This window comes from Micromonospora thermarum (assembly GCF_012034245.1).
GTDB lineage: Bacteria > Actinomycetota > Actinomycetes > Mycobacteriales > Micromonosporaceae > Micromonospora > Micromonospora thermarum.
Genome location: NZ_JAATEO010000005.1, coordinates 180,628 through 204,678 on the forward strand (window position 1 = coordinate 180,628; position 24,051 = coordinate 204,678).

Annotated in this window: 21 protein-coding genes and 1 pseudogene; 8 read left to right on the plus strand and 14 right to left on the minus strand. The window is 74.4% G+C overall.

The genetic code is table 11. The features are described from left to right. Positions 1–4: 4 nt before the first annotated feature. From rbfA to rimP, 6 genes and pseudogenes are all read right to left on the minus strand, one after another. Positions 5–478 (minus strand): 30S ribosome-binding factor RbfA, encoded by a 474-nt coding sequence (gene rbfA / locus HCJ94_RS07005; RefSeq protein WP_168000144.1) that lies wholly within the window; start codon positions 476–478, stop codon positions 5–7. A gap of 167 nt (positions 479–645) precedes the next feature. Next, on the minus strand, positions 646–939 hold the full coding sequence (locus tag HCJ94_RS07010) for a DUF503 domain-containing protein (RefSeq protein ID WP_168000145.1): 294 nt from the start codon (positions 937–939) through the stop codon (positions 646–648). A gap of 87 nt (positions 940–1,026) precedes the next feature. Continuing rightward, a complete protein-coding gene (infB, locus tag HCJ94_RS07015; protein ID WP_168000146.1) occupies positions 1,027–4,023 on the minus strand; it encodes a translation initiation factor IF-2 in 2,997 nt (998 codons plus the stop codon). A 93-nt stretch (positions 4,024–4,116) separates the two neighbouring features. Then, a pseudogene (locus HCJ94_RS07020) lies at positions 4,117–4,450 on the minus strand (YlxR family protein). Between the two features lie 16 nt (positions 4,451–4,466). Next, entirely contained in the window at positions 4,467–5,510 is a 1,044-nt protein-coding gene (gene nusA, locus HCJ94_RS07025; protein ID WP_168000148.1) for a transcription termination factor NusA, read from the minus strand. Next, positions 5,507–6,166, minus strand: a complete 660-nt coding sequence (gene rimP, locus HCJ94_RS07030; protein WP_168000149.1) for a ribosome maturation factor RimP — start codon at positions 6,164–6,166, stop codon at positions 5,507–5,509. Before rimP ends, nusA begins: the two co-directional genes overlap by 4 nt. Before the next feature lie 268 nt (positions 6,167–6,434). On the opposite strand from rimP, the gene HCJ94_RS07035 reads away from it, so the two are divergent. The 7 genes from HCJ94_RS07035 to HCJ94_RS07065 all read left to right on the plus strand — a co-directional run bounded on the left by HCJ94_RS07035 (position 6,435) and on the right by HCJ94_RS07065 (position 12,910). After that, positions 6,435–6,848 carry a hypothetical protein gene (locus HCJ94_RS07035; RefSeq protein WP_168000213.1) on the plus strand — a complete coding sequence of 138 codons (414 nt, stop codon included), beginning with the start codon at positions 6,435–6,437 and terminating at the stop codon, positions 6,846–6,848. Continuing rightward, positions 6,845–7,294 (plus strand): ferritin-like domain-containing protein, encoded by a 450-nt coding sequence (locus HCJ94_RS07040; protein WP_168000150.1) that lies wholly within the window; start codon positions 6,845–6,847, stop codon positions 7,292–7,294. The genes HCJ94_RS07035 and HCJ94_RS07040 overlap by 4 nt, the downstream gene beginning before the upstream one ends. An 88-nt stretch (positions 7,295–7,382) precedes the next feature. Further along, a complete protein-coding gene (locus HCJ94_RS07045) occupies positions 7,383–7,970 on the plus strand; it encodes a PadR family transcriptional regulator (protein WP_155333552.1) in 588 nt (195 codons plus the stop codon). After that, positions 7,967–8,713 (plus strand): ABC transporter ATP-binding protein, encoded by a 747-nt coding sequence (locus tag HCJ94_RS07050; RefSeq protein WP_309227171.1) that lies wholly within the window; start codon positions 7,967–7,969, stop codon positions 8,711–8,713. The genes HCJ94_RS07045 and HCJ94_RS07050 overlap by 4 nt, the downstream gene beginning before the upstream one ends. Next, positions 8,710–11,469, plus strand: coding sequence for an FtsX-like permease family protein (locus HCJ94_RS07055; RefSeq protein WP_168000151.1), 2,760 nt, complete (start codon positions 8,710–8,712; stop codon positions 11,467–11,469). Before HCJ94_RS07050 ends, HCJ94_RS07055 begins: the two co-directional genes overlap by 4 nt. Before the next feature lie 88 nt (positions 11,470–11,557). Continuing rightward, on the plus strand, positions 11,558–12,049 hold the full coding sequence (locus tag HCJ94_RS07060) for a nitroreductase family deazaflavin-dependent oxidoreductase (RefSeq protein ID WP_168000152.1): 492 nt from the start codon (positions 11,558–11,560) through the stop codon (positions 12,047–12,049). A gap of 138 nt (positions 12,050–12,187) precedes the next feature. Then, complete coding sequence (locus HCJ94_RS07065) at positions 12,188–12,910, plus strand: nucleotidyltransferase domain-containing protein (protein ID WP_168000153.1); 723 nt, start codon at positions 12,188–12,190, stop codon at positions 12,908–12,910. Positions 12,911–12,924: 14 nt separating this feature from the next. Here the strand turns inward: HCJ94_RS07065 and HCJ94_RS07070 are convergent, their stop codons facing one another. Further along, a complete protein-coding gene (locus HCJ94_RS07070) occupies positions 12,925–13,638 on the minus strand; it encodes a VIT1/CCC1 transporter family protein (RefSeq protein ID WP_168000154.1) in 714 nt (237 codons plus the stop codon). Beyond that, a complete protein-coding gene (gene map, locus HCJ94_RS07075; RefSeq protein ID WP_168000155.1) occupies positions 13,635–14,492 on the minus strand; it encodes a type I methionyl aminopeptidase in 858 nt (285 codons plus the stop codon). Before map ends, HCJ94_RS07070 begins: the two co-directional genes overlap by 4 nt. 95 nt (positions 14,493–14,587) lie before the next feature. On the opposite strand from map, the gene HCJ94_RS07080 reads away from it, so the two are divergent. Further along, on the plus strand, positions 14,588–14,902 hold the full coding sequence (locus HCJ94_RS07080) for an STAS domain-containing protein (protein ID WP_168000156.1): 315 nt from the start codon (positions 14,588–14,590) through the stop codon (positions 14,900–14,902). 38 nt (positions 14,903–14,940) lie between these two features. Here the strand turns inward: HCJ94_RS07080 and HCJ94_RS07085 are convergent, their stop codons facing one another. The 6 genes from HCJ94_RS07085 to HCJ94_RS07110 form a co-directional block, all read right to left on the minus strand. Next, the gene (locus HCJ94_RS07085; protein WP_373684203.1) at positions 14,941–18,564 is read right to left on the minus strand and encodes a SpoIIE family protein phosphatase; all 3,624 of its coding nucleotides are present in this window, start codon (positions 18,562–18,564) and stop codon (positions 14,941–14,943) included. A gap of 273 nt (positions 18,565–18,837) precedes the next feature. Further along, positions 18,838–19,551: a gamma-glutamyl-gamma-aminobutyrate hydrolase family protein gene (locus HCJ94_RS07090; RefSeq protein ID WP_168000158.1), complete on the minus strand. Its 714-nt coding sequence runs from the start codon at positions 19,549–19,551 to the stop codon at positions 18,838–18,840. Next, entirely contained in the window at positions 19,548–20,315 is a 768-nt protein-coding gene (locus tag HCJ94_RS07095) for a 3-oxoacyl-ACP reductase (protein ID WP_168000159.1), read from the minus strand. The genes HCJ94_RS07090 and HCJ94_RS07095 overlap by 4 nt, the downstream gene beginning before the upstream one ends. A gap of 4 nt (positions 20,316–20,319) precedes the next feature. Further along, positions 20,320–21,666: an aldehyde dehydrogenase family protein gene (locus HCJ94_RS07100; RefSeq protein ID WP_373684209.1), complete on the minus strand. Its 1,347-nt coding sequence runs from the start codon at positions 21,664–21,666 to the stop codon at positions 20,320–20,322. Positions 21,667–21,786: 120 nt separating this feature from the next. Beyond that, positions 21,787–23,151 (minus strand): glutamine synthetase family protein, encoded by a 1,365-nt coding sequence (locus HCJ94_RS07105; protein ID WP_168000161.1) that lies wholly within the window; start codon positions 23,149–23,151, stop codon positions 21,787–21,789. Between the two features lie 62 nt (positions 23,152–23,213). After that, positions 23,214–24,008 (minus strand): FadR/GntR family transcriptional regulator, encoded by a 795-nt coding sequence (locus HCJ94_RS07110; protein WP_168000162.1) that lies wholly within the window; start codon positions 24,006–24,008, stop codon positions 23,214–23,216. Positions 24,009–24,051 lie beyond the last annotated feature (43 nt).

Here is a 24,051-nt window from a genome sequence, read left to right on the forward strand (position 1 = left end):
TCGGTCACTGCCGGTCCCCGCTCCGGGGCTCGTCGGCGTCCTCGGTCTCCTCGTCCGCCTCGTCGTCCAGCCGGTACGGCTGGGCCTCGCCCGCGTACTCGGCCTTGGCCGCGAGGCGCTGCACCTCGGCATCCGCGTGGCGGGCCTGGGCCAGCAGGTCGTCGATGTGCTTGACCTGGTCCTGCACGTCGTCGAGGACGAAGGTCAGCGTCGGCGAGTGGCGGAGCCCGAGGGCCTTGCCCACCGTGCTGCGGAGCATGCCCTTGGCGCTCTCCAGCGCCGCCGCCGTGCCCGACTGGGCCGCCGCGTCACCGAGCACGGTGTAGAAGACCGTCGCGTCCCGCAGGTCGGCGGTGATCCGGGCGTCGGTGATGGTGATCATGCCGAGCCGGGGGTCCTTGATCTGGCTGCGAACCACCGACGCGACCAGTTCACGCACCCGCTCCGCGTGCCGGCGTACCTTGGCCGGATCCGACATCTCCCCACCTCCACGGCGTCCCGCTCCCGGCCGCCGCCGGGGGACGCGGAACGTCACCCGGGCCGGCCGGCCAACACCTCGAACACTACCCGCGCCACCACCGCCGCCGTGCGCCGCCGGCGGTGGTACCGGACACCCGGTGTCGGACCGGCCCGAGGGCGTGTGTCCTAGTCGTCCTCGCCGTGCAGCCGCCGGCGCACCGACAGCAGCTCGACCTCCGGCCGGGTGGCCACCAGGCGCTCGCACGAATCCAGCACCTCGCGCACGTGGGCCGGCTCGGCGGCCACCACGGCCACGCCGATCTGCGCGCGACCGTGCAGGTCGAGCGCACCCACCTCGGCAGCCGACACCTCGAAGCGGCGCAGCGCCGCCACGATCGGCCGTACGTAGGATCTCTTGGCCTTGAGCGACCGGGAGTCGCCCGGCAGCAGCAGGTCGAAGACCGCGGTTCCGGTGAACATCGCCTCGGACGATACCCGGACACACCCACACATGATCAAGGGGTTTACGCCTTTCGGCGTAAACCCCTTGATCAGTGTCTCAGCGGGTCAGGCGCGTGCCTTCTCCCGCATCTCGAAGGTCTCGATCACGTCGCCGACCTGGACGTTGTTGTAACCACCCAGGGTCAGACCGCACTCGAAGCCCTCGCGCACCTCGGTCGCGTCGTCCTTGAACCGCTTGAGCGAGCTGATGGTGAGGTTGTCCGCCACCACCGTGCCGTCGCGCAGGAGACGGGCCTTGGCGTTGCGCCGGATGAGGCCCGACCGGACGATGCACCCGGAGATGTTGCCGATCTTGGACGAGCGGAAGACCTCGCGGACCTCCGCGGTGCCGAGCTCGACCTCCTCGTACTCCGGCTTGAGCAGGCCCTTGAGCGCCGCCTCGATCTCCTCGATGGCCTGGTAGATGACGGTGTAGTACCGGATCTCCACGCCCTCGCGGTCGGCAATCTCGCGGACCTTGTTGGCGGCCCGCACGTTGAAGCCGATGATCGTGACCGCCTCGGACGAGGCGCTCGCGAGCATGACGTCGCTCTCGGTGATCGCGCCGACACCCCGGTGGATGATCCTGAGCTGGACCTCCTCGGGGATGTCGAGGTTGAACAGCGCGTCCTCGAGCGCCTCCACCGAACCGGAGACGTCGCCCTTGAGCACCAGGTTGAGCGAGGTCTTCTCGCCCTCCTTGAGCTGCTCCATGAGCGTCTCGAGGGTGGCCCGGCCCCGGGAGTTGGCGAATGCCGCCGCCCGCCGCCGTGCCTGCCGCTGCTCGGCGATCTGCCGCACCGTGCGGTCGTCCTCGGCCGCCAGGAACGTGTCGCCGGCCCCCGGCACCGCGGTCAGACCGAGCACCAGCACCGGACGTGCCGGACCGGCCTCGGCGACCTGGTTGCCGTTCTCGTCGAGCATCGCGCGAACGCGTCCGTGCGCCCCGCCGGCGACGATCGAGTCGCCCGCCCGCAGGGTGCCCTTCTGCACCAGCACCGTCGCCACCGCACCGCGGCCCTTGTCCAGGTGCGCCTCGATCGCCACACCCTGCGCCGGCCCGTCGATCGGAGCGGTCAGCTCCAGCGACGCGTCGGCGGTCAGCAGGACGGCCTCGAGCAGGTCCTCGATGCCGATGCCCGGCTTGGCGGCCACGTTGACGAACATGGTGTCGCCGCCGTACTCCTCGGCGACCAGGCCGTACTCGGTCAGCTGCTGGCGGACCTTGTCCGGGTTGGCCTCCGGCTTGTCGACCTTGTTGACCGCGACCACGATCGGCACGTCGGCCGCCTTGGCGTGGTTCAACGCCTCGATGGTCTGCGGCATGACGCCGTCGTCGGCCGCGACCACCAGGATCACGATGTCCGTGACCTGGGCACCACGGGCACGCATGGCGGTGAACGCCTCGTGACCCGGGGTGTCGATGAAGGTGATCGCCCGATCCTCGCCCTCGTGCGGGACGTGGACCTGGTACGCGCCGATGTGCTGGGTGATGCCACCCGCCTCACCGGCCACGACGTTCGCCTTCCGGATCGCGTCGAGCAGCTTGGTCTTACCGTGGTCGACGTGACCCATGACGGTCACCACCGGCGGACGGCTGACCAGGCGGTCCTCCGCCACCTCGGCGTCGAGGTCGATGTTGAACTGCGCGAGCAGCTCACGGTCCTCGTCCTCCGGGCTGACGATCTGCACGTTGAAGCCGAGGTGCTCACCCAGCAGCAGCAGGGTGTCGTCGGAGCACGACTGGGTCGCCGTCACCATCTCGCCCAGGTTGAACATCTCCTGGACCAGCGAACCGGGGTTGGCGTTGATCTTGTCGGCGAAGTCCGACAGCGAGGCGCCACGGGACAGCCGGACGACCTGACCCTGACCGCGGGGAGCACCCGAGGACATGGTCGGGGCCGACAGGTTGTCGAACTCCTGTCTGCGCTGCTTCTTGGACTTGCGACCGCGGGTCGGCTTGCCACCCGGGCGCCCGAAGGCACCCGCGGCGCCACCGCCGCGACCACGACCGCCACCACCCGGACGACCGGCACCACCGGCCGGAGCGCCCGGACGGAAACCGCCGCCGGCACCACCGCCGCCACCACCGGGACCGCCGCGGTAGCCACCGCCACCGCCGGCGCCACCACCGGGACCGCCGCGGTAGCCACCGCCACCGCCGGCGCCACCACCGGGACCGCCGCGGAAGCCGCCACCGCCGCCGGGACGACCGGCGCCGCCGCCGGGACGACCGGCACCGGGGCCGCCGGGGCGACCCGGACGCTGGCTCGGCATGGAAGCCGGGCTCGGCCGCGGCGGCATGGAAGCCGGGCTGGGCCGCGGCGGCATCGACGCCGGGCTCGGGCGGGGACCGCCCGCACCGGCGGCCGGCGGCCGCTGCTGCTGCCCGCCCTGGATGCCGAACGGGTTGTTACCGGCGCCACGCGCCGGCGGACGGCCACCAGGCCGACCACCCGGGCCCGGGGTGGGCCCACCGGGACGACCGGCGGCCGGGGCCCCCGGCCGGGGCGGCATGGCACCCGGACCCGGACGCGGGCCGGGGCGCGGGCCACCCTCCGTCGGCGGTTCCCGACGGACGTTCTCCCGCTGCTGCTGCCGGGCAGCCTGCGCGGCCTTGACCGCGGCCTCCTGCTCGGCCTTCAGTGCGGCGGCACGCGCCTCGGCGGCCGCCACCTCGATGTCGTGGGCGCTCGCCGGCTTCGCGACCGGTGCCGCAGGCTGCGGCGGGCCCGGAACCGGTCCCTTGGGCTTCGGCCCAGGGGTCGGCGCACCCGGCCGCCGGGGCGGCATCGGCTTGGCCGAGACGCGGGGCGCACCCGGGGCCGGCGACGGGGTCGGGGTCGACGGCGGAGCCGACGGAGCGGCCGCCTGCGGGGCGGCCGGCGCCGGGGCACCGCCGTTGTTGACGAATGCGCCACGCAGCCGTCGGGCGACGGGCGCCTCGACGGTGCTGGACGCGGACTTGACGAACTCGCCCATCTCCTTGAGCTTGGCGAGAACGGTCTTGCTTTCGACCCCGAGCTCTTTTGCAAGCTCGTGTACGCGGGCCTTTCCTGCCACTGCACTCCTCACTCCGAGGTCGTGCGGGCAGCACCCGCAGCGACCTCACTCGTGCACTTGAAGCCTGGTCATTTCAGGGACTTCATCGTGTGCTCATGTCGGTCGTCCTACCTTGCTAGCGACCCGCGCCCGGTCGGGTTTGACCGGACGTCGTGGTTGGCGCATCGAGATGCGCCGCGAGCTCACCGGGGTCGAGGACCCCGGTGACGCGCAGCGCCCGCCCGAAGGCGCGACGCCGCACCGCCTGCGCGAAGCAGGCCGGATCCGGGTGCACGTGTGCCCCCCGACCCGGCAGCCTGCGGGCCGGATCGGGCCGGAGGCTGTGTCCAGCCTCGTCACCGATCGCGACGATCCGCAGCAGATCACTGGCCGGCGCACGGCGCCGGCAACCCACACAGGTGCGCTCGGGCTGCGCGCGTCGTGCCACCGGGGAAAGTCTACCCCTAGCTCCCGGAGATCGCGCCGCCCGGCTCCGGGACCTGATCGACTCCCCCGCGCCCGGCCGGGCCGGTCTGCTCGGCGTCGGATCGAATGTCGATCCGCCAACCGGTCAACCGGGCCGCAAGTCGGGCATTCTGCCCCTCACGGCCGATGGCGAGCGACAACTGGAAGTCCGGCACGGTCACCCGGGCCGTACGGGTGGCCAGGTCGACCACGTCCACCCGCAGCGCCTTGGCCGGCGACAACGCGTTGCCGACGAAGGTCGCCGGGTCGTCCGACCAGTCGATGATGTCGATCTTCTCACCGTGCAGTTCGCTCATGACGGCCCGCACCCGCTGCCCCATCGGCCCGATGCACGCCCCCTTGGCGTTCACGCCGGGCGCGGTGGAGCGGACGGCGATCTTCGTACGGTGACCTGCCTCACGCGCGATGGCGCTGATCTCGACCGTCCCGTCGGCGATCTCCGGCACCTCCAGGGCGAAGAGCTTCTTCACCAGCGCCGGGTGCGATCGGGACAACGTGATCTGGGGACCGCGCATTCCCTTGGCCACGTGCACCACGACGCAGCGGATCCGCTCGCCGTGCACGTACCGCTCGCCGGGCACCTGCTCCGACTGGGGCAGGACGCCCTCCAGCTTGCCCAGGTCGACGGTGACGATGCCCTTCTCGGCGCGCGCCTCGTGCGCCTGGACCACACCGGTGACCAGGTCGCCGTCGCGGCCCACGTACTCGCCGAAGTGGGCCTCGTCGGTGGCCTCCCGCAGCCGCTGGAGGATCACCTGCTTGGCCGTCATGGCCGCGATCCGGCCGAAGTCGTGCGGGGTGTCGTCCCACTCCCGCACCACGCTGCCCTCGGAGTCCACCTCCTGCGCGTACACCAGGGCCGCGCCGGTCTTGCGGTCGATCTCCACCCGAGCGTGCGGCTCCGCACCCTCGGTGTGCCGGTACGCGGTCAGCAGCGCGGTCTCGATCGCCGCGAGGATCGTGTCGAACGGGATCTCCCGCTCGCGCTCCAGTGCGCGCAGCGCCGCGAGGTCGATGTTCACCTCTCCTCGTCCTCCACATCGTCGTCGTCGAAGTCGTCGGTGTCACCGAACTCGTCGGCCTCGTCCACCTCGTCGAGGCGCGTGAACTCGACCTGCACCCGCCCGGGGCCCAGGTCGGCGTACGTCCATTCCGCGCGGCCGGCGTCGGTCTCCAGGACCACCCGCTCGTCGTCGGCCTCGACCACCCGCCCGGTGACCTGGCGGTCGCCGGCGCCCTCGCCGCCGCGCACGGTCACCTTGACGAGCCGGCCGGTGTTGCGCCGCCAGTGCCGGGGAAGGGTCAGCGGCCGGTCCACGCCGGGCGAGCTGACCTCCAGCTGGTACTCCCCGGCCACGATGTCCCCGCCCGCCTCCTCGGCGGCGTCGAGGGCGGCGGAGACGGCCCGCGAGACGTCCGCGACGGCGTCCAGGTTGATCCCGCCGTCGGCGTCCACGATCACCCGCACCACGTGCCGCCGGCCGGCCCGGGACACCGACAGGTCCTCCAGGTCGTACCCGGTGTCGGTGACGACCGGCTCGATGACCTCGCGCAGGCGGGCGCGCCGCGCGGCGAGGTCGCCGCCGCGGGCGGCGCCGTCGGTGCCCCGCGGGCCGGCCGCGCGCCGCGGTCGCCCCGTCGGCCCCGTCGGCCGGGTGGCACGGCCACGCTGGGTCATCTGGCGCCCCTTCTGCTGGTCGCGGCGCCCGGTCCGGTCGCCACGACGGTACGCCACCGGGGCGGACGCACCGGTGGTTGCGCAGAGCGTAACGCGCCGTCCGCCCGCCGGCCCGGCCGGCGCACCGAGGCCAATGACCACGCCGCCGGCGAGGATGGTGTTGACTTGGCCGGTGGCGACGGGCAGAACGACAGAGCGCGACGGGACAACCGGGCATTCCCGGCGAAACGTGATCCGGGCGGGTGCCCTCCTGGCGCTCGGCAGTGCCCTGGCACCGCTCACCGGCTGTGATCCATTCGACCGCGACGGTGAGCCGGCCCCGGGGCCCGACCCGCTCGCGCCGCTGGTCGACGAGGCGCTCGCGCTCGCCGCGGCGTACCGGGAGGCGGCCGCCGCCCACCCCACGCTGGCCGAGCGGCTGACGCCGATCGCCGAGGCGCACGCCACCCACGCGGCGGAACTTGCCCGGGTCGCCCGGATGACCCTGCCGTCGGCCACCGCCACCGGGGCACCCGCCGAGCCGACCAGCGACCCCGACGCCGCACTCGCCACGCTGCGCGAGCGCGAGAAGACGGCCCGTGAGGCGGCGACCCGCGCCTGCGCGGAGGCACCGGCCGACCGGGCCGCGCTGCTCGCGTCCGTCACCGCCGCCCGCGCCGCGCATCTGGAGGCACTCCGGTGACCACACCGACCCCCACCGCCGGCCCCGCCGCCGCGCTCGGCGCCGCGCTCACCGCCGAGTACGCCGCCATCTGGGCCTACGGCCCGATCGGGGTACGCCTCACCGGCGCCGCCCGGAAGGCGGCCCGCGACGCCGAGGCGGCGCACCGCCGACGCCGCGACGACCTCGTGCTCCACCTCAGCACCGCCGGCGGCGCCGTCCCCGCCGACCGGGCTGGTTACGCCCTGCCCTTCCCGGTGACCGACGCGGCGAATGCACTGCGACTCGCCGTCGAGGTGGAGGAACGGACGGGGGCGTTCTGGCGGGCGGCGGTGGCCGCCACCACGGGCACCGACCGGGAACGCGCGCTCGCCGCGCTGGTCGACTGCGCCGTCCGGGCCACCCGGTGGCGCCGGACGGCCGGGATCACGCCGCTGACGGTGCCGTTTCCGGGCCGGCCCGCCTGACGGACCGCCCGGAATCCGGCAGCGACCGCGGCGGCCCGGCCGGCGCTCCGGTTGCCGGCGACATACCAGGTATGCATACTCCGGAACCATGTCCATCCGTCACGGGCTGCTCGCCCTGCTCGAACGCGGCCAGATGTACGGCTACCAGCTGCGCTCGGCGTTCGAGGAGTCGACCGGGTCGACCTGGCCGCTGAACATCGGGCAGGTCTACACCACGCTCTCCCGGCTGGAACGGGACGGGCTGGTGCGGTCGCTCCCGGAGAGCGAGGCCGGGCAGCGCCCGTACGAGATCACCGACGCCGGGCGGGCGGACCTGGCGCTCTGGTTCGCCACCCCGATCAGCCGTGCCGACCGGCCCCGCGACGAGCTCGCCATCAAGCTCGCCCTCGCGCTCACCACGCCCGGCGTCGACGTGCGGTCGGTGGTGCAGACCCAGCGCGCCGCCACCATACGGACCCTCCAGGAACTGACCCGGCTCAAGTACGCGAGCGACCGGCCGGAGGACCTGCCCTGGCGTCTGGTGCTGGACGCGATGGTCTTCCAGGCCGAGGCCGAGGTCCGCTGGCTGGACCACTGCGAGAGCAGCCTGGTGCGGCACCGGCCGGCGGCACCGGCGGCCGGGCACGACCCCGCCGCCGAGGCGGTGGAGCGGACCGACGAGAGGGCCCGGCGGTGAGCCCGGCGGGGGACGAGGCGCGCGTCCCCGTGCTCGACGTCCGCGACGTGCACCGCACCCACGGCAGCGGCCCGGCCGCCGTCCACGCTCTGCGGGGGGTGAGCCTCACCGTCCACGCCGGGGAACTCGTCGCGGTGATGGGTCCGTCCGGGTCGGGCAAGTCCACGCTGCTCGCCCTCGCCGGTGGGCTGGACGGCCCGACCGCCGGGGACGTCCACGTCGAGGGTCAGCGGCTCGGCGGGCTTGATCGGCGGCGCCTGGCCCAGCTGCGGCGGCGCCGCATCGGCTACATCTTCCAGGACCTCAACCTGCTCGGCAGCCTCACCGCCGTCGAGAACGTCGCGCTCCCCCTGGAACTCGACGGCGCCGGCGTGCGACGGGCCCGCCGGCTCGCGCTGGACGCGCTCGCCGAGGTGGGCCTGCCGGAGCTGGGCGACCGCTTCCCGGACCAGCTCTCCGGCGGGCAGCAGCAGCGGGTGGCCATCGCCCGCGCGCTCGTCGGCGAACGACGGCTCGTCCTGGCCGACGAGCCGACCGGCGCGCTGGACTCGCAGACCGGCGAGGCGGTGCTGCACCTGCTGCGCCGCCGGGTCGACGCGGGAGCGGCGGGGGTGCTGGTCACCCACGAGGCGCGGCACGCCGCCTGGGCGGACCGGGTGGTGTTCCTGCGCGACGGCGTGCTGGTCGACTCGACGGCGCCGCTGGGCGACGTCGAGCAGCTGCTGACCGGCAGCGGCCGGTGAGCCCGGGCCGGCGCGGCACGAGGCTCGCCGCGGCGGCCGGCTCGTGGTGGGTCGCGCTACGGATCGCCCGGCGGGAGGCGCGCCGCGCCCGGGGCCGGACCGCGCTGGTGCTCGCGATGATCGCGCTGCCCGTGCTGGTCCTCTCCTTCGCGGCGACGACCTGGGACATGTCCAATGTGACCCGGCCCGAACGCGCCGCGCGCCAGCTCGGCGCCGCGGACGCCGAGCTGCTACCGGTGGCCCGTAACCCGGTCACGCAGGCTCCGTGGGGCGACGGGTGGGGACAGCGTGGCGACGACCTCGTCCCACCCGGTCGGGTCACCGCGGAGCAGGTCACCGCCCTGCTCCCACCCGGTACGCGCGTCCTGCCCATCCTGCGGTGGACGTTCTTCGAGGCCCGCGTGGGGGACCGCGTCGAGGACGACGTGTCCGGCCGGGTCGTCGACCTCACCGATCCGCTCGGGCACGGCCTGGTGCGCGTCCACGCCGGCCGCGCGCCGACCGCGCCCGGCGAGATCGCGGTCAACCCGGCCGCCCTCCGGCGGCTCGACGCCCGCCTCGGCGGGACGGTCACCGCCGCCGATGGCCGTCGCACCTGGACGGTGGTCGGCGTGGTCGAGTTCCCCGATCAGCTGAGTCCCCTGGTCGTACTGCCGCCCGGTCCCCAGGTCGAGGAGGGGGCGACCTGGCTGGTGGACCTGCCGGGCGCCGTCGGTGACGATCTGTTCCGCCGGCTCAACGAGCAGGGGTACGTGGTGCAGGCCCGCGTTCCCGGACCGCCCCCGGAGGACGGTTTCACACCGGGCGAGCCGTCCTGGATCACCTCGGTGGACGTGGCGGACGCGGGCGGCGTCGTACTGGTCAGCGGGCTCGCCCTGCTCGAGGTGGTGCTGCTGGTCGGACCCGCCTTCGCGGTCGGCGTCCGCCGGCGGCGGCGGGACCTGGCGCTGGTCGCGGTGGCCGGCGGTGACGCCGCGGACCTGCGCCGCGTCGTCCTCGCGGACGGGGTGGTGCTCGGAGCCGTCGGCGCCGGCGGCGGCCTGGCGCTCGGCGTCACCGCGGCCGTCGCCGCCCGACCGCTGGTGGAGGTGTACGTCTTCGGGGAACGCTTCGGCGGGTACCGGACCCCACCCGCGCTGCTGCTGGCCATCGCCGCGGTCGCCGTGCTGGCCGGGGTGCTCGCCGCGCTCGTGCCGGCCTGGACCGCCGCCCGGCAGGATGTGGTGGCGGGGCTGGCGGGCCGGCGTACGCCACCGGCGTACCGGCGCCGCTGGCTGGTCGCGGGGGTGGCGCTCACGGCCGGCGGGGCGGCGCTCGCCGCCACCGGAGCGGTCGTGTGGACACACCCGACCGTCATCCTCGCCGGCCTGGTCCTCGGCGAGCTGGGGCTGGTCCTCGCCACGCCGGCGCTGGTGGGGCTGCTCGCCCGGGTCGGCCGGATCCTGCCGCTGGCACCGCGGATCGCCGTGCGGGACGCCAGCCGCAACCGCTCGTCGGCCGCCCCGGCGATCTCGGCGGTGATGGCGGCGGTCGCCGGCAGCGTCGCGCTCGGCGTCTACCTGGCCAGCGACGAGGCCCGCAGCAACCAGTCCTGGCGCCCCGGCCTGCCGGCCGGGACCGTGCTGGTCACCAGAGCCGATTCGCCGGAGCAGGCCACGAGCCGACTCACCGGCCCGGCCGCTGTGCCGGAGGGGAAAGCCGGTCTGCCCGAGAGCGCGGTCGCCGCCGCGGCCCGGACCCACCTCCGTGGCCAGGGGCTGGCACCGCTGGTGGAGGTCGGGTGCGCGGCGGCGGACGACCCCTGCCACGTCACCCCGGTGCTGCCACCCGATCGGGCCTGCCCGTGGGCGGCGGGGGGCCGGCTGACCGAGGCGGACCACCGGCGGGCCCGGGCCGACGAGCGCTGCCGGCGCGGGCCCGAGGACCCCTGGGGCCCGTACTTCACCGTCACGATCGACGACGGCCGCGCGCTGCCGCTGCTCACCAGTGCCGGGACGGCCGACGCCGCGGCGGCGGCCGCGGTGCTGCGCGCCGGCGGCGCGGTGGTGACCGACCCGCGTTACCTGGTCGACGGGCGGCTGGAAGTCGTCGTCCGCGACGGCCCCGAGGGCGCCGTCACCGTCCGCGCGACCGTGCCCGGCTACGCGCTGCGCGCCCCCCGACTGGCGGTGGACCGGCTGCTGCTCTCCCCCGGCGCGACGACCCGCCTGGGCTTGACCAGCCAGCCGGTCGGCTGGGCGTTCAGCACCGACCACGCGGCGGACCGGGACCGTCGGGACCGGTTCGTCGCCGCGCTGCGACCGCACGGGGCCGTGTCGATCGGCTACGAGGAGGGTCCGCCCGCGAGCGACACCCGGCCGCTCCTGCTGCTGCTCGCGGCGGCCTCCGGTGTGATCACCCTCGGCGCCGCCGGTGTCGCGACCGGCCTGGCCGCCGCCGAGGGACGCGCCGACCTGTCCACACTGGCCGCCGTGGGCGCCGCGCCGGCGGTACGCCGGATCCTCTCCCTGTGCCAGGCCGGGGTGATCGCCGTCCTCGGCTCGGCTCTCGGCATCGTCGCCGGCCTCGGTTCGGCGCTCATGATCCTGGTCGCGACCAACCGGCGGTACGTGAACAGCTGGCCGGTCGAGGAGCCGTACCCCCTGGTCGTGCCCGGCACCACCCTGGCCGTGCTGGTGGTGGTGCCGCTGGTGGCGATGCTCGGGGCGGGCCTGTTCACCCGCTCGCGGCTACCGGTCGAACGTCGTCTCGACTGAGGGTGACCGCCCCCGCTCGGCGGCGACCGTCCGTCGTCACCGCCCCCGGGGGGTGTCCTCCCGGCGGCCGGACCGGCACACTGTCCCCGTGTCCGTACTGGGAACCCTCACCCGCCGGGTCGGTCACCACCGCTGGTTCGGCGCCGCTGCCCGCCTGCTCGTGCCCGCCGACCGCGTCGTCGGCCGCCTCACCCGGGGGCGGGTGGTCGCCCTGGGCCTCATCCCCTCGCTGGTCATCACGACCACCGGTCGCCGCTCCGGCAAGCCCCGCAGCAACCCGCTGCTGTACGTGCCGGACGGCGACGCGTACGTGGTGATCGGGTCCAACTGGGGGCAGACCCACCAGCCCGGCTGGGCGCTGAACCTGCTCGCCCACCCGACCGCCGAGGTGGACGTCAAGGGCCGCCGGGTTCCGGTGCGCGCCGAGGTCGCGGAGGGCGCCGAACGGGAACGGCTCTGGCAGCTCCTGGTGACCGAGTGGCCGGCGTACCGCACGTACGTGGAGCGGGCCGGGGGCCGGGAGATCCGCATCTTCCGGCTCGTGCCCACCGGGCCCGGCGGACCGTCCGGCGCGGCCTAGGGTCAGCGTCCCGCCCCACCGGCTACCACCCGCCGGCCCCGGGGCCCCGGCGCGTCTCGCGACGGTACGTCGGGACACGGCCTAGGGTGGTGCCCGTCCGGCGGTGGCCGAGGTCCGGCGGGACGTGAGGTGAGCGGCGTGCACTCCGAGGACGGCGAGGCGTACCGGGACGATCCACGGTGGGCGGTCGCCGAGCGGGTCGCGGACGCGGCGCGCCGGCGGTTCCCGGCGGACGTCCTCGCGGTGGCGGTGCACGGCCCGTTGGCGCACGGCGACGACGACGGCGGCGGGGACGGCGAGGTCGGCCTGCTGGTCGTCACGTACCGGCCCGGCGGCCGACCCGCGGCGACCCGGCGGGTGGACGGGGTGCTCGTCGACCTGACCGTCGCCGCCGCCGACGACTACCTCCAGCGGGCGCGGGCGCTCACCCCGCTCTGGCCGCTCACCGCCGACCGGTACGTGACCACGCGCGCCCTGCACGACCCGACCGGTTGGTTGCGCACGCTGCGCGACGAGCACCTCGGGCGCCTGGCCCGGGCCCGGCCGGCCGAGTTCAGCGCCGCGGCCCGGCAGGCCTGGTACCGGGGCAGCGCGGCGCACGCCCGGGCCCTCCGGCTGGCCGAGTGGTACGAGACCGACCAGGCCCTGCTCATGCTCGGCGAGGCGCGGCTCGCGGCGGCGACGGTGAGCGGCCTGCTCAGCCGCACCTACTTCCGGGACCCCGGCGACGCGGTGCGCCGGACCGGGCTCGCCGGGGCCGACATGACCGAGGTGGGCACGGTGCTCGCCAAGCAGGCCGAGGAGCTGGCCGCGCGCGGTCGCCCCGTGGACGGCACCGTGGACGACCTCCTCGACGGCTGACGCCGCCCGCCGTGCTACAGCGCGCTCTGGACGCCGATCAGTGTGCCGATGGCGTACGTCGCGGCGGCGGCCAGCCCGCCGAGCAGGAGCTGGCGCAGGCCGCTGGACCACCAGGGCCGGTTGGTGAACCGGGCGACGACCGCCCCGGCCACGAAGAGCCCGAACCCGCCGACGCCCAGGGCCAGCCAGAGACTGGTGAGCCCGAGCAGGTACGGCAGCAGCGGCACCAACGCGCCGACCGAGAAGAACAGGAACGACGAGATCGCCGCCGCCCACGGGCTGGGCTGGTCGTCCGGGTCGACGCCCAGCTCCTCCCGGACGTGCACCCGCAGGGCCTCCTCCGGGTTGCGGCGCACCGCCTCGGCGACCTGCATCGCGAGATCCCGGGGCAGGCCCCGCGCGACCCACGCGTCGGCCAGTTCCCGCGCCTCGGCCTCGGGGTGCCGTTCCAGCTCCCGGCGCTCCTTGGCCACCTCGGCGGCCACCTGCTCGTTGGCGGAGCGGACGCTCGTGTACTCGCCCAGCCCCATCGAGATGGCACCGGCCACCAGGCCGGCGGTGCCGGTGAGCACGACGGTCCGCGGCGACACCCCGCCGCCGCCCACGCCCGCGATCAGGGCGATGTTCGTCACCAGGCCGTCCATCGCACCGAACACCGCCGGCCGCAGCCAGCCGCCGGACACGTCCGCGTGGTGCGCCTCGCGCAGCGCCGCCGGGGTGTCGGTCACGGCAACGTCAGGATCTCGTGCCCGTCCTCGGTCACCACGATGGTGTGCTCGAACTGGGCGGTCCACTTCCGGTCCTTCGTCACGACCGTCCAGCCGTCGTCCCACATGTCGTACTGGTAGGTGCCGAGGGTGATCATCGGCTCGATGGTGAACGTCATGCCCGGCTCCATCAGGTCAGTGGGGCGGGGGCTGTCGTAGTGCGGCACGTAGAGCCCGCTGTGGAAGGATTCCCCGATGCCGTGGCCGGTGAAGTCGCGGACCACGCCGTAGCCGAAGCGCTTCGCGTACGACTCGATGACCCGGCCGATCACGTTGATCTGGCGGCCCGGGGCGACCGCGCGGATGCCGCGCATCATCGCCTCGTGGGTGCGCTCGACCAGCAGCCGGGCCTCCTCGCTCACCTCGCCCACGCAGAAGGTGGCGTCCGTGTCGCCGTGCACCCCGTTGAGGTACGCCGTCACGTCGACGTTGATGATGTCGCCGTCCTGGAGCACGGTGGAGTCGGGGATGCCGTGGCAGATCACCTCGTTGAGGCTGGTGCAGCAGGACTTGGGGAAGCCCTTGTAGCCCAGGGTCGACGGGTAGGCGCCGTGGTCGCAGAGGAACTCGTGCACCACCTTGTCGATCTCGTCGGTGGTCACGCCCGGCTTGCAGTGCTCGCCCGCGAGCTGGGTGGCCTGCGCCGCGAGGCGCCCGGCGATCCGCATCTTCTCGATGGTCTCCGGGGTCTGCACGTGCGACCCGCGCCACTCCTGGGGACGCTTCTTCCCCACGTACTCGGGTCGGGGAATGTGGGCGGGCACCTGCCGCCACGGGGAGAGCGTGCCTGGGGTCAGCGGCGCACGGACGGTCATGCCGCAAGCCTATCGCCGCGCCGTCGGGCGACCCCCGCCACCGCCGGTCGCGGCCGGTTGTTGCCCCGCCAGGTCGGCTGTGCCATGGTGTCTGCGTGGATCAAGGGGGCGCACCTCCCGTCTTCTCCGCGAGCGCGGAGCTCGACGGTGATCACCTCCATGTGGTCGTGACCGGCGAGGTCGACATGGCCACGGCCGACACGATGCTCCAGACGGCCCTCCGGGAGCCGGCCCGGCGGGTGACGCTCGACCTGCGGGCCGTCACCTTCTTCGACTCGGCGGCGATCCACGCGGTGGTCCGGCTCGCCCAGAAGTTCCCGGACGCCCTCACCGTGCTGCCGTCCCGGCAGGTCGCCCGGGTGCTGGAGATCTCCGGCCTGGGCGAGCAGGCCTGGTACCGCTCCCCCTGACGCGGCGCCCCGGCCGGGGACGCCGGCGCACGTCCTAGCTAGGGCCTGTCCTGCAGCCGCCGGCGAAGCGTCACTTCCGTCCCGTCACCGGTACGGCGGACCGACAGCTCCCCCAGTGCCCGGATCAACGACAGCCCACGGCCCCGGAAGCCCGAGCCGCTCGACTCCCGCCACCGACCGCTGTCGCGGATCGTGGCGACCACCGTACGGTCCTCGATGGTGACCTCGACGCTGATCGTCGGCTCGGCCGGCTCGACGGGGTGCTCGATGGCGTTCGCGGCGGCCTCGGAGACGGCCACCGTCAGGTCGAACAGGTCGGTGTCACCGACGCCGTGCGCGACGAGGAAGTCCTCCAACCGCTTGCGCAGGACGCTCAGCCGGGTCGGGTCGGCCGGGAGCCGCAGGGCGAACCGGTTGAGTTCGGCGGCCTCCAGCGCGAGGACCGCGACGTCGTCGCGGCGGGGCCGCTCGGCGACCCGCTCGACGACCGCGTCGACGAGGTCGGCGACGTGCTCGCGGGGCGCCGCCGCGTCCCGGCGGAGCAGCGCGAGCGCCGCGTCGATGCCGTGGTGCCGGTCCTCGATGAGGCCGTCGGTGAACAGCAGCAGCCGGCTGCCCGGGGCCAGCTCACCGTCGACGGTCCGGTACGCGGTGTCCGGGATCGCCCCGACCGGCGGTCCCAGGGCGCGGTCGTGCAGGAACGCCACGTCGTCTCCTCGGATCACAAGCGGGGACGGGTGACCGGCGCTGGCGTACCGGAGCCGGCCGGTGCGGGGGCTGAACGACAGGCACACCACGGTGGCGAAGGAGCGGTCGTCGGTGGAGCCGACCAGCCGGTTCAGCCGGGTCAGGGAGGCGCCCGGGTCGAACCCCTCCAGCACGTACGCCCGCAGCGCGTTGCGGAGCTGGCCCATCGCGGCGGCCGCCCGGACCCCCTTGCCGACGACGTCGCCGATGACGAGCACGAGCGTGTCGTCGCCGAGCGCGACCACGTCGTACCAGTCGCCGCCGACCTCGACGTCGGTGGTGCCGGGCAGGTAGCGGCTGGCGACGACGGCGCCCGGCAGCTGCGGCAGCGAGCGGGGCAGCAGGCTGTGCTGGAGAGTGGTGGCGATGCGGTGTTCGGCCTCGTAGAGCTGGGCGTTCTCCAGCCGGACGCCGACCAGGCGGGCGAGCTGGGTGAGCGCCGCCTCGTCGGTCTCCGCGCCGTCGCCGTCCGATCGCCAGACGCGCAGCTCGCCGAGCTGCTCACCGGCGGTTCCGGTCAGCGGCAGGACGAACGACGGATCGAGCGCCGTCACGCCGCCGGCGTCGGCCTCGTACCGGGCGCCGGTGGCGCTGACCACGACCCGGGCGGCCTCGGCGAGACTGAGCGCGTGCCGGGCGGCGACCTGGAGCACGTCTCCGGTGGAGCGGGCGGTGTTGACCGCCACCGCGGCGTCGGCGAGAGCCCGGAGCCGGCGGATGATCTGGCCGCGCAGCTGGCCCAGCTCGACGTTCGCCCGGACGCGGGCGACCAGCTCCTGCCCGGAGAAGGGCTTGGTCAGATAGTCGTCGGCGCCGACGGACAGGCCGGCCACCGCCTCGGCGGAGCCGGCCCGCGCGGACAGCAGCACGATCGGCACGTGCCGGGTACGCGGGTCCGCGCGGAGCGCCGCGACCAGCCCGAAGCCGTCCAGCCGGGGCATCATCACGTCGGTGAGCACCAGGTCGAACGGGCTCTCGACGGCCAGTCGCAGCGCCTCCACGCCGTCGGTGGCCGTGACCACCTCCCACGACGGGGCGAGCAGCCGGGTGACGTGCTCCCGCAGGTCGGGGTTGTCGTCGGCCACCAGGATCCGGCCGGCGGCGGCCGCCCCGCCGGCACCGGGAGCGGCGACGCCGTCCGCCTGGGCGGGAGCGCCGGTCCAGAGTGCGCTCTCGGCCACGTGCAGCTCGGCCTGCGCCAGCTCGCTCGGGAAGGCGTCCTCGGCCTCGGCGATCCGCTCCGCGGGCAGGTGCGACGAGCCGAACGGCACCGTCACGGTGAACGTGCTCCCCTCGTCCACCGTGCTGCGCACCTCGACCCGCCCGCCGTGCATCTCGACGAGCTCCCGGACCAGGGCCAGGCCGATCCCGGTGCCCTCGTGCGTCCGGGAGCGGACCCCGGGCACCCGGTGGAACCGCTCGAAGACGTGCGGCAGCTCCTCCGGCACGACGCCCACGCCGGTGTCGGCGACCTCCAGCCGGGCCGCGCCGTCGACCGGCCGGACCCGGACCTGGATCTCGCCGTCGAAGGTGAACTTGACGGCGTTGGACACGAGGTTGAGGACGATCTTCTCCCACATGTCCCGGTCGACGTAGACCGGCGCGGGCAGCGGTGGGCAGTCCACCACCAGCCGCAGGCCGGCCCGCTCGGTGGCGGAGCGGAAGGTGCTGGCCAGCCGGGACGTGTACCCGGCCAGGTCGGTCGGCTGGTAGCGGGCGGCCAGCCGGCCGGACTCCAGCCGGGAGAAGTCGAGGACCGTGTTGACGAGCTTGAGCAGCCGCAGCGCGTTGCGGTGCATCATCGTCAGCCGGTCCGTGTACGCCTCCGGCAGCGCCCGGTCGGCGAGCAGGTCCTCCAACGGGCCGAGCACCAGCGTCAGCGGCGTGCGGAACTCGTGGCTGATGTTGGCGAAGAAGTTGGTCTTCGCGCGGTCGAGCGCGGCGAGCTCGGCGGCGCGGGCGCGTTCCTGCTCGTACGCCTGCTGCTTGTCGACCGCCCGCGAGATCTGCGCGGCCACCAGGTGGAAGAAGGTGCGGTAGTCGTCGGAGAACTGGAGCCGGGGTGAGAGTCCGACGACCAGCGTGCCGAAGACCTCGTTGGCGGCGGTGATCGGCAGCACCAGCGCCCGGTCGGCGACGGTGACCCCGTCGAGCAGCTCCGCCACCGGGACGCCGTTGCGGGGGTTCGCGCCGGCGAGGTCGGTGAGCAGGACCGGGGACGGTGGGGTGACCGACGCCGGGTCGAGACCGCTGGCCCCGGCCAGGGCGAGGCGGCCGGCGTCGTCCCGAAGGTGGATCAGGGCGAACGGGACGTCCGCCCGGTGCCGGTCGAGCACCCGGGCCGCGCTCCGGCCCAGCTCCGCCGTGCTGGTCACCTCGGCCAGCTCACCGCCGAGCTCCGCGAGGGCCCGCAGGCGCCGCTCGCCGAGCACCCGGCCGGTCGTCTCGGACACGATGCAGAAGACCCCGGCCACGTGCCCGTCTGCGTCGCGGACCGGGTCGTAGGAGACGTCGAAGTACACCGTCTCCAGGAAGCCGTGCCGGTCGATGACGAACGGATGGTCCTGGCCGTAGTACGGCTCCCCGGTCGCGCGTACGCCCGCCAGCACGGGGCCCAGGACGTCCCACGTCTCCGCCCAGTGCTCACTGGCCGGCTGCCCGATCGCGTTCGGGTGCTTGGCGCCGATGGTCGGCCGGTAGGCGTCGTTGTAGAAAGCCCGGCTCTCCTCGCCCCAGAAGATCACCAGCTGCGAGCGGGAGGCGAGCATCGTGCTGACGGCATGGCTGAGCGCGGACGGCCAGGTGTCGGGTGTGCCGAACGGGGTGGTGGACCAGTCGAAGTGGCGCAGCCGCTCACCCATCTCGCCCCCCGCCGCGAAGGCCGCCTCGAGCAGCGGGGGCAGAGTCCTGTCCATGGGACTCTCGGAGGAGTGTCCCCGCTTCCCGCCCTCCTGGGCCGAGCTCATGCAGCCTCCCGATCCGGCCGTTGCCCGCCGCGGCCCGATGATCCATCGGGCGTGCCCGCCTTGGTACCCAGACGGACCCGCAACGTAACGCACCGAGCGAGTCGTACGCTGCTGACGCGGCCCACGCCGCACCGGACGCCGTCCCCGGCCCGGGCCGCGACCCCCTCGCGGCAGGTCCCGGACACCCGGCCGGACCGGGCCGCGGGGGTGACGCCGGACGCCCTATCCGGGGCCGGCCTCCACGCGGGACCTCGCCGCCGCCCGCACCAGCGCGCTGATCGGCCGGGGGTCGGGTTCCTCCTCCGGATGCCACTGCACCCCGAGCAGGAAGGGGCGGTGGCGGTCCTCCACCGCCTCGACGACGCCGTCGTCGGACCATCCGGTCACCGTCAGGCCACCCGGGTCGGCCACCGCCTGGTGGTGGTAGGAGTTCACCCGGTCGATCCCGGCCATCACGGTCGCCGCCAGGCTGCCCGGCGCGAACCGCACCGGGTGCGCCCCGTACACCCCGGGTGCGGGGCGGTGCCGGTCGTGACCCACGACGTCGGGAAGGTGCTGGTGGAGCGTGCCGCCGGCGGCGACCACGAGCAGTTGCATCCCCCGGCAGACGCCGAGCACCGGCAGGTCGGCGGCGAGCGCCCCGGTGAGCAGGGTCAGTTCCCCGGCGTCCCGCGCCGGCCGGGGGTCGGTACGCGGTGCGGGAACCTGGCCGTACCGGGCGGGGTCGACGTCCGGCCCGCCGGCCAGGAGCAGCCCGTCCAGCACCCGCAGCACGCCCGCGTCCAGGTCGTCCGGCGGCAGCACCACCGCCCGGCCCCCGGCCGCGGTCACCGCCGCCACGTACGCCTCCGGCACCAGCACCGCCGGCACGTCCCGCCACGTCGCCCAGCTCGCCGGCTCGACGTAACCGGTGACGCCGATCAGGGGCCGGGTCACAGCGGGGTCACGTACGCGCCGGTGATGCCGCCGTCCACGACGAACTGCGCGGCGGTCATGAACGAGGCGTCGTCGCTGGCCAGGAAGGCGACCGCGGCGGCGATCTCCTCCGGTTTCCCGAACCGCCCCATCGGCACGTGCACCAGCCGGCGCGCGGCCCGCTCCGGATCCTTGGCGAAGAGCTCCAGCAGCAGCGGGGTGGCGATCGGCCCCGGACAGAGCGCGTTGACCCGGATCCCCTCCCGGGCGAACTGCACGCCCAGCTCCCGGGTCATCGCCAGCACGCCGCCCTTGCTCGCCGTGTACGCGATCTGCGAGGTGGCCGCCCCCATCAGCGCGACGAACGAGGCGGTGTTGATGATCGACCCCTTGCCCTGCCGCCGCATGTGGGGGATCACGTACTTGCAGCACAGGTAGACGCTCGTGGTGTTGACCCGCAACACCCGCTCCCAGGCGTCCAGGCCGGTCTCCAGGATGGAGTCGTCGTCCGGCGGCGAGATCCCGGCGTTGTTGAACGCGATGTCCACCCGCCCGTGCCGGGCGACCACGCCGTCGAAGAGGTCCCGGACGGCGGTCTCGTCGGCCACGTCGGCCGCGACGAAGTCGCCGCCCACCTCGTCGGCGGCCCGCTTGCCCGCCTCCGGGTCGATGTCCACGCAGACGACCCGGGCGCCCTCGGCGGCGAACCGCCGCACCGTGGCCAGCCCGATCCCGCTGCCCGCTCCGGTGACCACGGCCACCCAGTCCGTCAACCGTCCCTGCACGGCGTCACTCTCCCGTCGCGATGAACACGTTCTTGACGTCGGTGAAGGCGTGCAACGCGTCCGGACCCAGCTCGCGGCCCAGGCCGGAGCGCTTCATCCCGCCGAACGGGGTCCAGTACCGCACCGACGAGTGCGAGTTGACGCTGAGGTTGCCCGACTCCACCGCCCGCGCCACCCGGATCGCCCGGCCCACGTCGCGGGTCCAGATCGAGCCCGACAGGCCGTACTCGGTGTCGTTGGCCAGCCGGACCGCCTCGGCCTCGTCGTCGAACGGCAGCACCGACACGACCGGGCCGAAGATCTCCTCCCGCCAGTGCCGGTCGGCCGGCGAGTCGGCGAGCAGCACCGTGGGCGCGTACCAGAAGCCGGGGCCGTCCGGGCGGGAGCCGGTGAAGGCCACCTTCGCGCCGTCGACGTACCCGGCCACCCGGTCGCGCTGCCCGGCGGAGATGAGCGGGCCCATCTCGGCGGTCTCGGCGGCCGGGTCCGCCACCCGCAGCGCCCGCACGGCCGGTTCGAGCAGTTCCAGGAACCGGTCGTACACCGGGCGCTGGACGAGGATCCGCGACCGGGCGCAGCAGTCCTGGCCGGCGTTGTCGAAGACGGCGTACGGGGCGGTCGCCGCCGCCTTCTCCAGGTCGGCGTCGGCGAAGACCAGGTTGGCGGACTTCCCGCCCAGCTCCAGCGTCAGCCGCTTCACCTGGGCGGCGCAGCCGGCCATGATCCGGGTGCCGACCTCGGTGGAGCCGGTGAAGCAGATCTTGCGGACGGCGGGGTGGGTGACGAACCGCTCCCCCACCACCGATCCCGCCCCGGGCAGCACGGTGAACACGCCCTCGGGCAGGCCCGCCTCCCGCCCCAGCTCGGCGAGGCGCAGCGCGGTGAGCGGGGTCAGCTCGGCAGGCTTGAGCACGACGGTGTTGCCGGCAGCGAGGGCGGGGGCGAAGCCCCAGGCGGCGATCGGCATCGGGAAGTTCCACGGGACGATCACCCCGACCACGCCCAGCGGCTCGTGGAAGGTCACGTCGAGGCCACCGGGGACGGGGATCTGCCGCCCGGTCAACCGTTCCGGCGCGCCCGCGTAGTAGTCGAGCACGTCCCGGACGTTGCCCGCCTCCCAGCGCGCGTTGCCGATCGTGTGCCCGGCGTTGCGCACCTCCAGCCGCGCCAACTCCTCGACATGCTCGTCGACGAGGACAGCGAACCGCCGCAACACCCGCGCCCGCTCCCCGGGGCCGACGTCCCGCCACACCTCGTACGCGGCGGCGGCCCGCCCGATCGCCGCATCGGCCTCGTCGCTCGACGTCGCCGGCACGGTGGCGACAACCTCCCCGGTGGCGGGATTCACCACGTCAGTCACGCGCCCCACCCCTCCCCTCCTCGCCGATCTTGCAGTTCCTGCCCCGACAAAGGCCACGTACCGGAACGAATCAGGGGCCGAAAGTGCAAGATCGCGGAGGACCGGGGGGCGCTACAGGCGTTCGAAGCCACGGAACAGCTCCCAGTCCGTCACGGCGGCGTCGAACGCCGCCAGCTCCACCCGTGCCTGGTTGGCGTAGTGCGCCACTACCTCGTCGCCGAAGGCGTCCCTCGCCAGACTTGAGTCGCGCCAGAGGTCGTGGGCCTCGCGCAACGTGCCCGGCACCCGCTCCGCCCGCATGTCGTCGTACGCGTTGCCGGTGCACTCCGGACCCAGCTCCAGCTTCTGGTCCAGGCCGTGCACCGCGCCGGCGACCAGCGCGGCGATCGCCAGGTACGGGTTGACGTCGGCGCCGGGCACCCGGTTCTCCACCCGCATCCCCTCGCCGTGACCGACCAGCCGCAGGGCGCAGGTGCGGTTGTCGGTGCCCCAGCGCAGCGCGGTCGGGGCGAACGACCCCGGCTGGTAGCGCTTGTACGAGTTGACGTTCGGGGCGAACAGGAGGCTGAACTCCCGCATCGTGGCGAGCAGCCCGGCCAGCACCCGTTCCCCGGTCGGCGACAGGTGCGCCGGCCCGTCGCCGAGCATCGCCGACCGCCCCTCGGTGTCCCGCAGCGAGAAGTGGATGTGGCAGGAGTTGCCCTCCCGCGCGTTCGGCTTGGCCATGAAGGTGATCGACATGCCCTCCTGGGCGGCGATCTCCTTGGCGCCGTTCTTGTAGATCACGTGGTTGTCGGCGCAGGTGACCGCCTCGTCGTACCGGAAGGCGATCTCGTGCTGGCCCAGGTTGCACTCGCCCTTGGCGCTCTCCGGCGTCAGCCCCGCCCCGGCCATCTCCGTGCGGATCCGCCGCAGCAGCGGCTCGACCCGCGCGGTGCCGAGCAGCGAGTAGTCCACGTTGTACTGGTTGGCCGGCGTGAGGTCCTGGTACCCGCGCCGCCAGGCCTCCTCGTACGAGTCCCGGTACAGCACGAACTCCAGCTCGGTGCCCGCATACGCGGTCAGCCCGTACGCGGCCAGCCGGTCGAGCTGCCGGCGGAGGATCTGTCGGGGCGAGGCGACGACCGGGCCGGAGCCGTCCAGCCACTCCAGGTCGGCCAGGGCCATCGCCGTGCCGGGCTGCCACGGCACCCGGCGCAGGGTCGCCAGGTCGGGCACCATCGCGAAGTCGCCGTAACCCCGTTCCCAGCTGGACATCGCGTACCCGTCGACGGTGTTCATGTCGACGTCGACGGCGAGCAGGTAGTTGCAGCCCTCGCTGCCGTGCGCGACCACCTGGTCCAGGAAGTACGGCGCGTGGAACCGCTTGCCCTGCAACCGCCCCTGCATGTCGACCAGGCCCAGCACGACGGTGTCGATCTCGCGCTCGGCGACGGCGACCCGCAGCTGTTCGAGAGTGAGCGGAGCGTTCCTCATCTGCGAGCCTCCATACGAAAGGTCTACTACCGAACCTTTGCATCCGTCAATGGCCAGCCGCCTCAGGTCAGCAGCCCGCGCAGCAGCTCCGCGGTGCCGTCGCAGTGCTCCTCCATCACCGCCCGGGCACCGCTCGCGTCACCGGCCAGGATGGCGTCGACGATCCGGGCGTGCTGGGCGTCGGAGTGGTCGAGGTTCCGGGTGATCACGGGGATCGCGGCGAGGAGCCGGTCGAGGGTCAACTGCACGTCGGCGACGGCCGCGGCCAGTGACGGCGAGCCGCTGGCCGCGGCGATCACCAGGTGCAGCCGGGAGTCCGAGACGCGACGGGTGGCCGGATCGCGGTCCCGGGAGGCGGCCAGGGCACCGACGAGGTGCTGCCGCTCGGTGGCCGACAGGCTGCGGTTGGCGGCCAGGGCCGCCGCGCCCGACTCCAGCACCCGCCGGAAGTCCAGCGCGTCGTGCAGCCGGTCGCCCATCTCGCGGGCCAGTTCGCCCGCGTCCGGCCGCCCGCCGCCCGCATCCGGTGCGGGCTGCGCCGAGCGGACGAAGGTCCCGCCGGTCCGCCCCCGGCGGGACTCCAGGTAACCGGCGTCCCGCAGGGCCGCTATCGCGTCCCGCAGGGTCACCCGGCTGACCTGGAGCCGCTCCGCCAGTTCGCGCTCGGCGGGCAGCCGCTCGCCGACCCGCACCATGCCCAGCTTGATCGCCTGGACGAGCCGGGCGACGGTGATCTCGAAGGCGTTGCCGCCGCGTACCGGTCGCCACACCGGTAGCGCCGGCTCGGTCTCCGCGCCCGTCTCCCGCGTCCATGCCGCGGCGACGCCCGGCTCGGCGGCACCGGCATGGATCCTCATCGGCCGTCCCTCCAGGGTGTCCAGGGTGGCGGGCGCCCGGAGC